Annotated in this window: 11 protein-coding genes; 7 read left to right on the top strand and 4 right to left on the bottom strand. The window is 72.4% G+C overall.

The window, feature by feature from the left end:
• Positions 1–69: 69 nt before the first annotated feature.
• A complete protein-coding gene (locus tag BLV96_RS37765) occupies positions 70–2,691 on the top strand; it encodes a fibronectin type III domain-containing protein (protein ID WP_086682524.1) in 2,622 nt (873 codons plus the stop codon).
• 127 nt (positions 2,692–2,818) lie between these two features.
• Here BLV96_RS37765 and BLV96_RS37760 read toward each other — a convergent pair whose 3' ends face one another.
• Together BLV96_RS37760 and BLV96_RS37755 are read right to left on the bottom strand one after the other, a co-directional pair.
• Positions 2,819–5,221 (bottom strand): helix-turn-helix transcriptional regulator, encoded by a 2,403-nt coding sequence (locus BLV96_RS37760; protein WP_091390114.1) that lies wholly within the window; start codon positions 5,219–5,221, stop codon positions 2,819–2,821.
• Positions 5,218–6,348 carry an Hsp70 family protein gene (locus BLV96_RS37755; RefSeq protein ID WP_091390112.1) on the bottom strand — a complete coding sequence of 377 codons (1,131 nt, stop codon included), beginning with the start codon at positions 6,346–6,348 and terminating at the stop codon, positions 5,218–5,220. The genes BLV96_RS37760 and BLV96_RS37755 overlap by 4 nt, the downstream gene beginning before the upstream one ends.
• A 302-nt stretch (positions 6,349–6,650) precedes the next feature.
• Here BLV96_RS37755 and BLV96_RS37750 point away from each other — a divergent pair, with 302 nt between their 5' ends.
• From BLV96_RS37750 to BLV96_RS37730, 5 genes are all read left to right on the top strand, one after another.
• Positions 6,651–7,631, top strand: coding sequence for an IniB N-terminal domain-containing protein (locus tag BLV96_RS37750; RefSeq protein WP_086671720.1), 981 nt, complete (start codon positions 6,651–6,653; stop codon positions 7,629–7,631).
• Positions 7,632–7,732: 101 nt separating this feature from the next.
• The gene (locus BLV96_RS37745) at positions 7,733–9,517 is read left to right on the top strand and encodes a P-loop NTPase family protein (protein WP_167379872.1); all 1,785 of its coding nucleotides are present in this window, start codon (positions 7,733–7,735) and stop codon (positions 9,515–9,517) included.
• Positions 9,514–10,716: a GTPase gene (locus BLV96_RS37740; RefSeq protein ID WP_086671718.1), complete on the top strand. Its 1,203-nt coding sequence runs from the start codon at positions 9,514–9,516 to the stop codon at positions 10,714–10,716. The genes BLV96_RS37745 and BLV96_RS37740 overlap by 4 nt, the downstream gene beginning before the upstream one ends.
• Before the next feature lie 137 nt (positions 10,717–10,853).
• On the top strand, positions 10,854–12,386 hold the full coding sequence (locus BLV96_RS37735; RefSeq protein WP_086671717.1) for an acyl-CoA synthetase: 1,533 nt from the start codon (positions 10,854–10,856) through the stop codon (positions 12,384–12,386).
• A complete protein-coding gene (locus BLV96_RS37730) occupies positions 12,386–12,928 on the top strand; it encodes a TetR/AcrR family transcriptional regulator (RefSeq protein WP_086671715.1) in 543 nt (180 codons plus the stop codon). The genes BLV96_RS37735 and BLV96_RS37730 overlap by 1 nt, the downstream gene beginning before the upstream one ends.
• On the opposite strand, the gene BLV96_RS37725 is transcribed toward BLV96_RS37730, so the two are convergent.
• Positions 12,925–13,320 carry a PPOX class F420-dependent oxidoreductase gene (locus BLV96_RS37725; RefSeq protein ID WP_167379871.1) on the bottom strand — a complete coding sequence of 132 codons (396 nt, stop codon included), beginning with the start codon at positions 13,318–13,320 and terminating at the stop codon, positions 12,925–12,927. The genes BLV96_RS37730 and BLV96_RS37725 overlap by 4 nt on opposite strands.
• 159 nt (positions 13,321–13,479) lie before the next feature.
• Here BLV96_RS37725 and BLV96_RS37720 point away from each other — a divergent pair, with 159 nt between their 5' ends.
• Complete coding sequence (locus BLV96_RS37720) at positions 13,480–14,685, top strand: family 8 glycosyl hydrolase (protein ID WP_086671711.1); 1,206 nt, start codon at positions 13,480–13,482, stop codon at positions 14,683–14,685.
• Here BLV96_RS37720 and BLV96_RS37715 read toward each other — a convergent pair.
• Positions 14,682–15,665, bottom strand: coding sequence for a Gfo/Idh/MocA family protein (locus tag BLV96_RS37715; RefSeq protein ID WP_086671709.1), 984 nt, complete (start codon positions 15,663–15,665; stop codon positions 14,682–14,684). The two genes, BLV96_RS37720 and BLV96_RS37715, sit on opposite strands and share 4 nt — an antisense overlap.
• Between the last annotated feature and the right edge of the window lie 38 nt (positions 15,666–15,703).

Raw genomic sequence — 15,703 nt, 5'->3', positions numbered from 1 at the left:
AGGTGACAACGCGCCCCGCTGAGCGGGAAATTGTCGACATCGACGTTCAGAGATCCTATGTTTCGTCTCATGCTGACGAAGCAGGGCTCGAAGCGGCGCCGTACCGTGGTGACCGTTCTCCTGGGGGCGGGCGCGCTGCTCGCCGCGACCGGCCCGGCCGCCGCCGCGGCGCCGGACTCCGCCGCCGACCGCGATGTCTACGTTTCGCCGACCGGCTCCGACCACGCCGCGGGCACCGCGCACCGGCCCGTGCGCACCCTCGGCAAGGCGCGCGACCTCGTGCGCCAACGCGCGCCGCACCTCACGCGCGACCTCACCGTGCACCTCGCGCCCGGCGTCTTCCGGCTAACCGAGCCGCTGCGCCTCGACGCCCGGGACTCGGGCGGCAACGGCCACCGCGTCATCTGGCAGGGCAGCGGTGACACCGAGCTGAACGGGGGCGTGCGCGTTACCGGCTGGCGGCCGGTCCCGGGCCGGCCCGGGCTGTTCGCCGCGGCCGCTCCCCAGGGGCTCGACAACAGCCGGCAGCTGTACGTCGACGGCGTCCGCGAACAGCGTGCCCGGGGTCCGCTGCCGGTGACCGTCAAGGCCACCGCCACCGGCTACACCGCAAGCGCCGACACCCTCGCGCACTGGCGCAACCCGAAGGACGTCGAGTTCGTCTACACCGCCGGCGAAGCGCTCTGGAACATCCAGCGCGACGGCCTCGGCCAGTGGACCGAGCCGCGCTGCCCGCTCGCGGCGGCCGAGGGCACGACCATCACCATGGCCCAGCCGTGCTGGGACAACTCGACCAAACGCGTGCTCTTCCCGGACATCCCCGGCCGCAGCGTCAACATGGTCGGCCCGGCCGACCTCACCAACGGCCGGCACCCGACCTACGCGGAAAACGCCTTCGAGCTGCTCGACACCCCGGGCGAGTGGTATCTCGACCGGTCCGCGCACGTCGTCTACTACCTGCCGAAGCCGGGCCAGGACCTGCGCCGCGCGGACGTCGAGGTGCCGGTGCTGGAGAAGCTCGTCGACGCGCGGGGCATCCACGACGTCGCCTTCCGCGGGCTGCGCTACTCCTACGCGACGTGGCTGACGCCGTCGTCGCCGGAGGGCTTCTCCGAAATCCAGGCGGGCTACACCATCACCGGCGCCAACGGCTGGGCCACGCAAGGGCTCTGCCAGTTCGTGCCCGGCGGCACCTGCCCGTACGCGTCGTGGACGCGCGAGCCCGCGAACGTCTCCGTGTCGCACGGGCAACGCGTCGAGTTCAGCGACAGCGTGTTCGCGCACCTCGGCGGCGCCGGGCTGGACCTCGTCGACGGCACGAAAGAATCGCAGGTCCGGGGCGACATCTTCACCGACATCTCGGGCAACGGCGTCCAGCTCGGCGGAGTCGACAAACCGACCACGGACACCGACGCCGACGTCGTGCGGGACATCGCGGTGACCGACAACCACCTCTACGGCCTGCCGCGCGAGTTCCACGGCGGCGTCCCGATCGTCAACGGCTACACCGTGCGGAACACGTTGTCCCACAACCAGATCGACCACGTCGGCTACTCGGCGATCTCCGTCGGATGGGGTGGCTGGCCGGACAAGATCAAGCAGCCGGCGACGCCGAACCTCTCGCACGACAACACCGTCTCCGACAACCTGATCTTCGACTACATGCTGATGCTTGACGACGGCGGTGGCGTCTACACCCAGGGCATCACCGGCAGTTCGCTCGACGACGGCGAGAAGGTGACCGGCAACGTCATCCACGGCCAGTGGGGGCTGGGCAAGGGTGTCTACACCGACAACGGCAACACGTACGAAACGATCCGCGGCAACGTCCTGTACGACATGGCGTACGCGAACGTCGGCTCGACGCACGTCGACTACCGCGACGGCCTAGGCAACAACGACCCGACGCTGATCGAAGCCAACTACTGGGAACAGGGCGACCGCGACAAGAACGACAAGGGCGTGGTCCTGCGCGGCAACCAGCTCCTGGCAAACCCGGCCGCCGCGCCGGCGGCGGTCGTCGCGAACGCGGGCCTCGAACCGGCGTACCGCGGCCTCCTCGCCCGCCGGGTGGGCGGGCCGGCCCCGGCCGAAGCCCCGTCGCGAGTGGGTACGTTCGCGGTCGCGGGAAAGCTGTACGCGACCTGGAACCCGACGTACGCATTCAACAACGCACCCGTGACGGCCTACGTCGTCACGGCCACCGGCGGCGGCCGCACCTTCACGGCGACGATCTCGGCAGCCGACTTCGCGAAGCGCGCGTACGCAGAGGTTCCCGGCTTGACCGACGGGACGGCGTACACGGTGACGGTCGCGGCGCGCAACGCCTACGGCACCAGCGAACCCTCCTTGGCCGCGGCCCCGGTGACGCCGGGCCCGAAGCCGGGCGCGCTACCGGGTGTCCCGACGAGCGCCAAGGCCTTGCCTAGCGCGACGGCGGCTTCGATCCGCTGGAACCCACCGGCGGCCACGGGTGACACCCCGGTCCTGGGCTACACCATCACGGTGTCCGACGGCCGCACGATCACGGTCCAGGGCCGCGACGCCCTGGTGACCCAGCCGACGATGAAGGGCATGACGAGGGTGGTGGACAACCTGAAGCCGGCGACGACGTACACGTTCACGGTGGCCGCGGTGACGGCGACGGGAACCGGCCCAGCAGCCACCTTCACCGCGACGACCAGCGAATGAGGGAGCGATCCACAGGTCGGCCGTGATGTGGACAAAGCGGCCCCACCACCGGTCTTCACGACCATTTCGTCGGGCGCCCCCGATACGCTGGAAGCGGGGCCGGCCCCCAGGGAGGGTGGGGGCTGCGTTAGGGGGCGTCCGGCCGCGAAAGCAGCTCTCGCAGCGTCGCGAGCAGCTCTCGCCGGTCCGACGCCCCCAGCTTCCCGCGGATGCGGGCCATGTGGTGCTCGACCGTCTTGCCCGAGATGAACAGCTTCGATCCGGCCTGCTTGTACGTCAGCCCTTCGACGACCAGCCGGGCCACCTCCAGCTCGCGCTCGCTCAGCGCCGCCAGCCCGGTCCCCGCCGCCGCGGGTTCCGTCGTCCCCGGTTCGCGGCGGGCCGCTGTTCCCTGGAACTGGCGGGCCGCCTCCAGCAGCTGGACCATCGCCTTGCGGTCGGACGTGCGGATCGCCGCCTGGCCCGCCAGGCGCGCCGCGTCCCAGCGCAGGCCCAGGTCGTGCATCTCCGCCGCCGCAGCGGAAATTGTGTCCGGGTCGAACTGGCCGCCCAGCACCGACAGCCAGCACCGGGCCGCCGTCGCCAGCGCGCTCGGGTGGCGGCCGCAGTGCGCGTGCGTCGTCAACGTCGCCAGGTGCGCCTTCGCCGATTCCGCGTCCTCCAGCGTGATCGCCGCGTGCAGCTCGTGCCACACCAGCGTGACCGTCCACAGTGGAGGCTCGCCGAGCCGGGCCAGCAACGCGTGAGCGCGTTCCAGCTGGCCCGAAATCTTCGCGAACGCCCCTGTTCGGGCCGCCGCGATCGCCAGCTCGCCCAAGGGCAGCAGGCCGAACAGGTCCGTCTGCTGGCGCATCGATGCCTGGTACGCGCGGTTCCACGACCGCTGCAGCCCGACGAGGTCACTCGCGCGCCGCGCCAGGCCGAGTTCCAGCGTCGCGAAGAACAGCTCGTCGCGGGCTTCGAGGGTCCGCCCGGCCACGGCGTCGCGGTGCTCGGCGGCCGTCGCGAGGTCGCCCGCCGTCATCGCCACCCAGCCGAGCAACAGCCGGTGGCGGACCGCCAGGAGGTCGCCGCCGATGCCGCCGTCGAGGGCGCGCGTCAGCACCGACTCCGCCAGCGACAGCTCGCCGGTGTGCAGCGCCGCGAGGGCGGCCAGTGCCGCCGGGCTGTCCGGCAGCAGCGTGCCGCCCAGCGCCGGTTCCAGCATCGCCGCCGCGCCGAGCAGCGTCGACAACGTCTCCGTCGCGCAGCCGGCCACCGAATCGGCGATGCCGCGGGCCATCCGGGTGGCCGCGCCGGCGAACAGCGTCGGCGCCACGCCAGGGGCGGGGGAGTCGAGGAGCCGCTGGGCGCCGGCCTGGTCGCCGGTGCCGACCAGGGCGATGGCCGCGAAGGCGTCGGCCCCGGCCCAGGCCCCCGCGCCGGCCGGGGAGGTGCGGGACGCCCAGTGGTAGAGCTCCGCGCTGCGGGCCAGCTCACCGCGGTGGGCCAGCACGGTCGCCGCGATCGCCGCGCCGGCCGCGCGGGTTTCGGCGTCCGGGTCGCCGAGCATGCCGTCGCCGAGGCGCAACGCCGTGTCGAGGTCGCCCGACAACGCCGTCGCGCGCGCCCAGCCCGTCGTGACGGCGGAAGAACGGTCGCCCGCCTCGGCGGCCGCTTCGAACAAGCGCGTCGCCAGCCGGGCGTCCGACGGCAGGGCTTCGGCGGCCGCGGCGGCGAACGCGGCGGCGGCGGACGCGCCCGAGCTGCCCGTGCCGAGCAGCGACCGCGCCAGGTCGAGCACCGGCAGGCCGTTCGCCAGCTGCAGCTCGACGAGCCGCTGCACGGTCGTCAGCCGGCGCGCGGGCGGCCCGAAGTCGCGGACGGCGGCCGCGGCCAGCGGCGGCAGCGAGTCGTCCGGCCCGAGCAGGCCGGTCGAGCGGGCGGCGTCGACGATCGCGGGCAGCCGGTCGGGGCCGCGGTCCAGCAGCGCGCACAGCAGGTCGAGGTTGCGCCCCGCCCCGGCTTCGGCCGCGATCAGGTAGCGCAGGACGTCGTCGTCGAGCTCGTCGAGCTCCGGCCGGAAGTCCTCCAGGCGCCCGAGCAGCGCCCGCTCGGCCAGCCGCGGGACGCCGCCGCTGCGCGCGTGCAGCTCGGCCGCGGCGGCGGGGTCGGCGGGCCGGCCCGTCACGGCCGTCATCAACTGGGCGACGTCGTCGACGCCGAGCGGGCCGAGCTGCAGCAACGTCCAGGCGGCCGACACCGGGGCCGGCCGGTGCGCGACGACGATCGGGCCGTCGGCGCCGGTGAGCAGTTCCTCGAGCTGGTCGGGGGCCAGCCGGTCGGCGTCGTCGACGAGCAGGGCCTCGACGCCGGCTTCGCGGTAGCAGCGGTCGAGCGCGGCGAGCAGCACGCTCTTGCCGTAGCCGCCGGGCGCGACGACGGCGAGCCGCAGCGGCGTGGCCGGGGCGGCCGTGACCTGGTCGAGCAGCTGCCGGGCGGCCGGGTGCACGGGGACGAGCGGGGAGACCTGCGTGAGCAGAGTGTTCAACAGTGACCTTCACCGGAGGGGGCGCCGGGGCGGGCGCAGTGGCTCGGGGCGGGGGACGGGTCGGGGCCCGCGGTGGCTTCGCGGGCGGTGAGGGTGATCACGACCGCCGAGACGGCCGCGGCGAGCACGAGGACCGCGGCGGCGAGGGGGCGCCGCCGCCGGAACAGGTTCAGCGGGGTGGCGCGCTCGGGCAGTTCGAACGGCGTGATGTCGACCGGCGGCCGGGGCGGCCGCTCGCCGAGGTCACCGAGCGTGTCCACCTGGGGGAGCAGGGTGGTCTCGACGGCGGGGGGTTCGTGCGGGGCACCGCGGTGGTCCGCGCGCAGCGCCGCGAGGGCGGCCGCGCCGAGCGCGGTGGCCGCCGGCGGAACCGGTCCCGCGAACACCGGGCACGGCGGGCGGGCCGGCAGCGCGTGCGGCGGGACGTCACCGCAGAACACCACGCCGGCGAGCCCCCTGGGGGACGCCGAAGCCGCGCCGGCGAGGGCGAACAGCGTGCTGAGCGCCGCGGCCGGGGCGACACCCTCGGCACTGGAGGCGGGCTGCCACCCGCTCGCGCCGCTGGCCGTGGCCAGCGTGACGGTCACGCCGTCGGCGCCGAACTCGCACACCCCGGCGAACTGCGCGCCGGGACCGGGGACGGGCAGGTGCGCGCCGAGCGCGGCGACCGAGCCGGGGACCAGCGTGACCGCGGTGAACCCGGCTTCGGCCAGGGCGCGGCGCAGCACGTCGCGGCGGTAGGCGCCCCAGTCGCCCGGGTGGGTCAGCACGAGGTGCCGCGGGGGGCCGCCGAACAGGTTCGCGGCGTGCTCGGCGATGCCTTCGACGAGCACGGTGGTCAGCGTCTCGGGCGGGAACGGCTCGCCTTCGACGAGCATCGGCACGTCGTCGCCGATCCGCCGGTGAAAGCCGGTGAGCAGCCGGGACGGCACCCGGGCGCCCGCCTGCGCGGCGGCGTCGCCCGTCAGCAGGTACCCCTCGTCGTCCAGGAACAGCGCGGACGCGGCGGCCGGGGTCCGTTCGCCCAGCCAGAGGGGTTCGGGCTCGGCCCAGCCGGGGCCTTGACGTCGGCAGGTCGCGGCGTGGGTCCGCCCCTGTGCCACATCGATCCCGAGGACGTAGGACAACGGCGCTTCCTCCTCACCTCGCGGGGCCGATCGGGGGCGCGGAATCCCCCTAGGGCTCGGGGCATCCTCACCCAAACGGGTTAGTCAAGCAAGTGGTTGGAGGGATTTAACCCAACTGAGTGCGTCTCGGATGAGCCCCTAACTCCCTAACGATGACATATCGATCCCCTATCGGCTGACTGGCCCGCGACTCGGAGTGATCCCCGATGTGCGTGGGGGGACCGGATCCCTAGCTTGATGTCGGAGCAGCGGTCCCTGCGGCCGATGCTGTCCCCCGAACCACCGGACCAGGAGAAATCCCCATGGACTCCGTGCAGACGTTGCACGACTTCGCTCTGAACCTGCTCAACGACCCGACCGCCCTCGCGGCCTTCGGGACGGACCCGCAGGGCGTCCTCGCCGCCGCCGGTCTCGGCGACGTCAGCGCCGCCGACGTGCACGAGGTCATCCCGCTGGTGCTCGACTTCGTCCCGGTCGACAGCCTCCCGGCCGTCGGTGGCCTCCCCGGCCTCGGCGACGTGCTGCCGGTCGGCACCGACGCCCCCGGCATCCAGGGCGCGATCGACCAGCTCACCGCCCTCACCGCGGGCCTCGGCCTGCCGGCCGCCCCGGAGCTGCCGGGCCTCGGCGACCTCGGCGAGCTGCCGGCCGTCGGCGACCTCGGCCTGCCGGCCGTCCCGGGCGTCAACGACATCACCAACGCCGGCAACGTCACCGCCCTCGCGGGCAACGTGACCAGCGTGATCATCGGCGGCGACCTGGCGAGCGGCCTCGACTCGGCCGCGCTGACCAACCTGACCGCCGCGCCGGCGTACCTGACCGACGCCAACCAGATCGCGCCGCTCACCACGCTGGCCGAGCAGCCGGTCGTCGGTGCCGTGGGCACCGCGCACACCATCGGCACCGAGGTGCTCGGCGCCGCGTCCGGCCCGGTCAACGAGGTCGTTTCGCACACCGGTGACCTGACCGGCTCGGTGAACAACCTCACCGGCCACGTCGGCGACTTCACCGGCATCATCAACGGTGCCGCCGACCTCGACGTGAAGCACGTCACCGGCGAGATCACGCACAACGTCGGCGACGTCACCGGTGTCGTGACGAACGCCACCGGCATCAACGTGGACCACAACGTCGCGGGTGCCGTCGGCGACATCGCCAGCGGCAACCACGCCGGTGCGGCCGTCCACGACGTGGTCTCCGACGTGGCGGACGTCAGCCACAACGCGCTGGGCAACCTGCACATCGGTGACATCGCGTCGAACGACATCCACCTCGGGCACTGATTCCCGAACCGGTCACCGGTGCCCGTCCCGCGGTCTGGGTGCAGCCGCGGGACGGGCACCCGGTGTGCACACGGGGAGCAAACCGTGGACACTCGTCCGCTGTGACCGCACCGGCTTGGCTCGAAGTGCTCAACGAGACGCTGGACGCGTGCCGCACCCACGGCCGCGCCGATCTCGCCGAGCGCCTCCGCAGACGTCGAGACGCCCCCGAGGGGCAGATCCGCCTCGGCGTGCTCGGCTTCCCCAAACAGGGCAAGGGATACCTGCTCAACGCGGTGCTGAACGCGCCCGTGTGCGCCGTCGGCGACGCCGCGACCCCCGAGGTCCCCACCGAAATCGGCTACGCCGCCGAACCCGCCGCCACCCTGGTCGGCCGCTCCCGCGAACGGACCCCCGTCGCGGTCGAACGGCTCAGCGGTGAGCTCGGCGCCCGGCCCGCCGGCACGCTCAGCCGCGTCGAGGTCGGCGTGCCGCGGGAACTGCTGTCCGCCGGGCTCGTCCTGGTCGACACCCCGCCGGTCGGCGACCCGCGCTCGCCGCGCACCGCCGCCGCGCTCGACCTGCTCGCCGAAGCCGACGCCGTGATCCTCGTCTCCGACGCGACCGCGCCGCTGAGCGCGGCCGAACTCGCGCTCGCCCGGCACGTGCGCACGTGGTGCCCGCACGTCGTGCTGGCGCTCACCAAGATCGACGCCTCCCCCGGGTGGCGCGCGGTCGCCGAACGCAACCGCGGGATGCTCGCCGAGGCCGGCATCGACGCGCCGGTCCTGCCGGTTTCGGCCGTCGTGCGCCAAGCCGCCGCGAAGGCGGGCGACGCCGAACTCAACGCGCGCTCGGGCTTCCCCGAACTGCTCACCTGGATCGCCGAACAGGCCGCGCGCCCGCCGGAGCAGTCCCGCGCGCTGCTCGCCGCCGTCGGCATCCGGGCCGCCGCCGCGGAACTCGTCGAGTCGCTGCGCGACCGCATTGACACAGCCGCCCAGGACGCCGGGCTCGGCCAGGCCGCGCTGCTGCAGCGCGCGCAACGCCGGGCCGACGACCTGCGCCGGCAGAACACCCGGTGGCAGAACCTGCTTTCCGACGAAGTCACCGACCTGATGGGGGACGTCGAGTACGACCTGCGCGAACGCACGCGCAAGATCGTCAACACCATCGACCAGACCTTCGACGAGGGCGATCCGGCGAAGGTCTGGGACGAGTTCGCGCCGTGGCTGGACAACGCGCTGGCGGAAGCGATCGAGACGAACTACGCGTGGTTGACCGAACGGGCGCAGTGGACCGCGCAGGCGGTCGCGGCGTGCTTCGGCGCGCAGTACGACCACGCGCTGCCCGACCTGCCGCTCGACGGCTCGGGCGTGGAAAGCCTCGACGACGTCCGGCGGCCGAAGATCGAGAAGTTCAAGATCGGCCAGCAGGCCTTCACCGGCCTGCGCGGCTCCTACGGCGGCGTGCTGATGTTCGGGCTGGTGACCAGCCTCCCGTGGCTGGGCCTGCCGCTGATCAACCCCGTGTCGATCAGCGCCGGCGCGGCGTTCGCGGTGAAGACGATCCGCGACGAGGGCGGGATGCGGCTGCAGCGGCGCCAAGCCGTCGCCAAGCAGGCCGCGCAACGGCACGTCGACGACGTGTTCCTGCGCTTCAGCAAGGAAAGCCGCGACGCGATCCGCGTCGTGCAGCGGCGGCTGCGCGACCACTTCACCGGTCTGGCCGAGGACCTCGCGGACGAGCTGACGCGCGAACGCGAGACGATCATGGCCGGCTCGGCCGAGCGCGAGCGCAAGACCGGGCACATCCGCCGGGAGATCGACCGCCTGGCCGGGCTGCACCAGCGCGCGGGCGAGCTCGGCACGATCGCCGGGCGGAAGCGGCGGGAGCTTTCGGCGTGACCCAGGACGTCCGCGACCTGCTGCACGCCGCGGCCGGGCTCTACCGCGACGACCCGCGTGCTTCGGCGCTCCTGCACGACTGCCTGAACCGGCTGGAACAGCCGCTGCGCGTCGCGTTCACCGGGGCGCCGTCGTCGGGCAAGACGACGCTCGCCGCCGCGCTCGGCGAATGGCCGACGCGGGCGCTGCGCGACCTCGTGCTGCTCGACGACCCCGGACCGGCCGACGACTTCCCGGACGCGACCGTCCGGCTCGTCCGGCACCTCGAGCCCGACGAGCTCGCGGCGGCGCACCCGCCGGGCGGCTCGCCGTTCGCGCGGCAGAGCGCGGTCAACTCGGTGCTGGTGCTGTCCCGCGCCGACGAGGTCGGCGCGGGCCGGATCGACGCGTTGCTGACCGCCAAGCAGCTCGCGCGCCGGGCGTGGCGCGAAGATCCGCTGTGCACGGGGTTCCTGGGCGTGATCGCGGTCGCGGGCCAGCTGGCGTACGGCGGGCGATCCCTGCGCGACGACGAGTTCGACCTGCTCGCCGCGTTCGCCGCGGTGCCGCGCGAGGAGCTGGAACGGCACGTGCTTTCGGTGGATTCGTTCACCGATCCGGCATTCCCCGGCCCGATCCCGGTCGAGACGCGGCGGTCGCTGGTGGTCCGGTTCGGGATGTTCGGCGTCCGGCTGGCCCTGACGCTGATCCGCACCGGCTGCGACGACCGGCTCAAGCTGTCGGCGGAGTTGGTGCGCCGCAGCGGTCTCGGCGAGCTGCGCGACACCCTGGCCGGGTGTTTCGTGGCGCGCGCGGAGGCGTTGAAGGCACGCACGGCGGTGATCCGGCTGGAGGCGTTGCTGGCGGCCCAGCCCCGCCCGGGCGGCGACCGGCTGGTGTCCCGGGTGGAGCGTTTCGCGGCGGCCGCGCACGACTTCCGCGAGCTGCGCCTGATCGCGGACATCACGGGCGGCCGCACGGCGTTGTCCGGCGAGCCCGCGGAGGAGGCGATCCGGCTGCTGGGCGCGCAGGGCACGGCCCCGGCGGACCGGCTCGGCCTGGAGCCGGACGCGGACCCGGGCGACATCTACGACGCGGGCCTGGACGCGTTGCGGCGGTGGCGCCACGAGGCCGAGCGGCCGGACAAGCCACACGCGGAACGCACCGCGGCGCACGTCGTGGTGCGGTCGGCCGAGGGACTGCTGGCGTTGTTCGCTTAGCGGACGCGCCGCTTAGAGGCCAAGAAGAAACGGGCAATCCGGGCGTCGCGGTCATCGTTGTCCGGTGTTGACGCCCGGCCGACAGCGACGCACCATAGACCGATCTATGGTCCAGCGCCGGCCCGAGGAGTTCTCCGATGCCCGAAGACGTCCGCCCCCGCGTCCGGTTGTTCGGCGAGCTTCTGGCGCACTGGGCGCGGGAACGGCCCGGTGACACCGCGCTGATCTTCGGCGACCGGCAGTGGACCTGGGCGGAGTTCGACGAGCGCGTCCGGCGGCTCTCGGGCGCGCTGGCCGCCGCCGGGGTCGGCAAGGGCGATCGCGTCGCCTTCGTCGACAAGAACCACCCCGCCTGCCTGGAAACCACCTTCGCGGCCGCCGGCGTCGGTGCCGCCAACGCCGTCGTGAACTGGCGGCTTTCCGGTGACGAACTGGCGTACGTCCTCAACGATTCCGGCGCGAAAATCGTGTTCGTCGGCACCGAGCTGTTGTCCGTGCTCGACGCGATCCGCGACCGGCTGCCGGCCCTCGAACGCGTGGTGGTCGTCGACGAGTACGAGTCCTTCGTCGCCGATGCCGAGCCGTACATCGCGTCCAATTTGGACGAAGACGATGGCGTCCTGATCATGTACACCAGCGGCACCACCGGTTTTCCCAAGGGCGCGGTGCTGACCCACCGCAGCGTTATCGCGCACGGCCTCGCCGCGGGCACCGCGTTCCCGATCGGCCCCGGCGACGTCAACCTCGTCGCGATGCCGCTGTTCCACGTCGGCGGCAGCTGCTACGCCGTTTCCGGGTTCCTGTACGGCGAACCGTCCTACCTGACGCGCGAGCCGGACGCGGCGTCGCTGTTCGCCGCGCTGCAGGCCGGGATCACGCACGCCTTCCTCGTCCCCGCCGTCGTCGCCGGGATCGCGCAGGCCGGCGAGGCCGCGCTGAAGGCGTTCTCCCGGCTGAAGTACCTCTGCTACGGCGCGTCGCCGATGCCGCTTCCGTTGCTGCGCACCGTGCTCGCGGCGTGGCCCGACGTCCGGTTCGCGCAGGTCTACGGCATGACCGAGCTGTCCGGCGCGGTCACCGCGCTGGACCCGGAGGCGCACCGGGACGCCACGCGTCCCGAACGGCTGGCGTCGGCGGGCACCGCACTGTCCGGTGTGGACATTTGCATCGTCGACCCTGTCACCCGAGAAGACGCTCAGGTGGGCGAAGTCTGGGTTCGCACCGAACAGCGGATGGCCGGCTACCTCGGCAAGCCGGAGGCGACCGCGGAGACCATTGTGGACGGCTGGGTGCGCACCGGTGACGTCGGGCGCCTCGACGACGGCGGGTTCCTCTTCCTCGAGGACCGCGTCAAGGACATGATCATCACCGGCGGCGAGAACGTCTACTCGCCCGAGGTCGAACGCGTCGTCGCGGAGTTCCCCGGTGTCACCGAGGTGGCCGTGATCGGCGTGCCGGACGACCGGTGGGGCGAGCAGGTCAAGGCCGTCGTCGCCGGCGAGGGGCTCGACGCCGACAAGCTGATGGAGTTCTGCCGCGAGCGGCTGGCCCACTACAAGTGCCCGCGCAGTGTCGACGTCGTGGAAGCGTTGCCGCGCAACGCGACCGGCAAGATCCTCAAGCGTTCGCTGCGTGAACCGTACTGGCGGGACCGGGACCGGAACGTCTGATGCCCGCGGTCACGCGGCAGGCGTACTTCGAGGCCGCGCTGGACGTGCTGGCGGAGCACGGGTTCACCGAGCTGAACGTCGGACGGCTGTGCCGCGCCCTCGGCGTGACGAGCGGGTCGTTCTACCACCACTTCGGCGGCTGGCCGGGGTTCGTCGAGCGGCTCCTGGAGCACTGGGAGAACCGGCAGGTGCTGATCCTGCGCGCGCGGAACTTCGGCACCGGCGGCCCGTCGGCGGACCTCGCCGCGCTGATGGACCTGACGCTCGGGCTGCCGCACGAGGCCGAAGCCGCGATCCGCGCGTGGGCGGCGAACGACGAAACCGTGCGGGCGGCGCAGAAACGCGTCGACTCCGCGCGCCTGCGGACGGTCGGGGCCGCCGTCAAGGGGATCGTCGGCGACGGCGACCTGGCGCGGACGCTGACGGCGCTGGGCATGGCGATGCTGGTGGGGCACCAGCAGCTCGCCTCGGCGGGGGAGCACAGCGAACTGGCCACGCTGCTGGCGGAGTACACGCGGCTGGTGCACTCGCGGGCCGGTTAGGCGTTGCCGAGGACCCTGGTCACCGTGATCTCCAGGACCACGCGCTGCGGGTTCGGCTTGGGCTGCCGGTAGCGTGCGGCGTAGCGGTTTTCCGCGTCCCGCACGGACTCCGGGTCGTCGCGCAGCACCGCGCGTCCCTCCAAAGTGGACCACTTCGGGCCTTCGAGCTGGCAGACCGCGACGGGCACACCGCCGTCGCCCGCGGCCCGGATCATCCGCGCCTTGACGGACGTGTCGAAGGTGATCACGCGGGCGAGCCCGGTCTCGAAGTCCACGGTCACGCCGACCGCGACGACGTGCGGGGTGCCGTCCGGCCGGACCGTGGTGAGGGTGGCCAGCCGGCGCTCGGTCCAGAACGCGCGGAAGTCGGGGCCGCGGTCGTCGATCTTCATGGGGTCCACGCTAGTCCGTCCGGGTGGACGAACGCTCGTGAGACCACTCACGGTCATAGTAAGGAAAGTTTCCTAACAGTCTTGACCTCGTCTTGAACCTTCTGCCACGCTCTGATCACCCTCGCCGCAGCCAACGATGACTGTCTTTACGGAGGACCGATGAAGAGAATCGTCCGGGCGGTGGTGGCCACGGCCGCGCTGGCCGCCGGGCTGCTGAGCGTGCCCACGACCGCGTCCGCGGCGGGTACCCCGTACGTGCCGGGGACCCTGCGGCCGTCCGTCTCGCAGGCCACGCAGGATGCCGCGCTGCAGAAGTACTACGACTTCTGGAAGAAGAACTTCCTGACGACCAAGTGCGGCAGCGGCACCTACGCCGTGCTGTCCAAGGACGCCGACCACTCCTTCGTCGCCGAGGGCGAGGGGTACGGCATGACGATCTCTGCGATGATGGCCGACAAGGACCCGCAGGCCCGTGCGATCGTCGACGGGATCCTGAAGTTCGTGAAGGCGCACCCGTCGGTCAACAACAAGGACCTGCACGCGGCCGAGCAGGATTCGAACTGCAAGAGCGTCAACGGCAGCGACTCCGCCACCGACGGCGACCTCGAAATCGCGTACGGCCTGCTGGTCGCGGACAAGAAGTGGGGCAGCACCGGCTCGGTGAACTACAAGGCCGAAGCCGTCCGGATCATCAACGCGATCAAGAAGTCCGAGGTCAACGGCAGCACGAAGTTCACGCTGCTCGGCGACTGGGGCAACGACGCGGAGTACAAGAACAGCTCGCGCTCGTCGGACTGGATGCCCGGGCACCTGCGCGCGTTCGCGAAGGCCACCGGCGACGCCTTCTGGGACCAGGTGCGGACCCGCTCGGAGACCGCGGTGAGCCAGCTGCAGTCGTCGTACGCGCCGAACACGGGGCTGCTGCCGGACTTCGTGGTCAACACGAACTCGACGCCCAAGCCGGCGCCGGCGGACTTCCTGGAAGGCCCGTACGACGGCAAGTACAGCTGGAACGCGTGCCGCGACCCGTGGCGCCTGGGCGCGGACGCGATTTCGTTCTCCGGCAGCGCGGCGGCGAACCAGGTCCGCAAGATGAACACGTGGATCAAGTCCGCGACGGGCGGCGACCCGGCGAAGATCCAGAGCGGGTATTCGCTGTCGGGCTCGAAGACCGAAAGCGGCCAGCACCCGTGCTTCACGGCACCGTTCGCGGTGGCGGCGATGACGGACGCGGGCAGCCAGGCGTGGCTGGACAAGCTGTGGACGGCGGTCTCATCGTGGTCCCCGGACGCGACGGACTACTACGGGACGGGCATCACGGTCCAGGTGCTGCTCATCCTGAGCGGTAACTACGTGGCCGCCTAGCTCGGCTCTCGCGGCGGCAGTCCCGCGGCGCGGTAGATCTCGTCGATCACGGTCATCGTCTCGACCGCGTCCGACGGCGGGGTCTTCACCGGTTCGCCGTGCAGGACTGCCGCCGTGAACGCGTCCAGCTGGTACTCGTACGTTGCCCGGCGGGGGAACTTCTCCGTGCGCCGCTCGCCGTCGATGCGGACCACGAACCGGTGGTACGCCTGGGGCATCAGCGGGTTGACCACGCGAAGCGAACCACGCGAGCCGGTCACCGCGGCGCTGATCTTCAAGAACGACGACGACCACATCGAGCACTCCACCCGGCCCGTGTGGCCCGAGGGGAAGCGGAGCTCCGCCGTCATCGCGCGGTCCACCCGGGGCGACCGCAGCCGAGCCGAAGCCGAGACCACCGATGGGGTCTCGCCGCCGAACAGGCGGGCCATGTGGACCGCGTAGCAACCCGCGTCCATCGTCGCGCCGCCCGCCAGGTCGTAGTCGTACCTGATGTCCGAGAACTTCGGCAGCGGGAAGCACACCGCCGTCTCGACGCGCTCCAGCCGGCCCAGCTCACCGGACGCCACGATCTCCTCCACCCGCAGCGCCAGCGGGTGGTAGCGGTAGTGGAACGCCTCCATCACGACGCGGTCCGACGCGGCCGCCAGCGCCGCGATCTCGCGAGCTTCCGAAGCGTTCGCCGTGAACGGCTTCTCGCACAGCACGTGCTTGCCGGCTTCCAGCGCCGCCCGCGTCCAGCGGCCGTGGAGGCCGTTCGGCAGCGGGTTGTACACCGCGTCGACGTCCGGATCCGCCAGAAGCTCTTCGTAAGACCCGTACGCGGTCGGGATCCGATGGCGCGTGGCAAACGCTTGCGCGCGATCGAGGGAGCGCGCGGCGACGGCCGTCACCGCGGCGGAAGAGTTCGAAAATGCGGGCTTGACCAGGGCAGCGGGGGCGATGCGAGCCGCCCCCAGGACGCCGATCCGCAGGCTCATGCCGCGAAGCTAGCACCGATCGGTATTTCAACAGCTAG

This window comes from Amycolatopsis pretoriensis, from assembly GCF_900107925.1.
In the GTDB taxonomy this organism is placed as follows: Bacteria; Actinomycetota; Actinomycetes; order Mycobacteriales; family Pseudonocardiaceae; genus Amycolatopsis; species Amycolatopsis pretoriensis.
The sequence above is the reverse complement of the archived record's forward strand: the minus strand, read 5'-3'. Positions and strand labels throughout refer to the sequence as shown.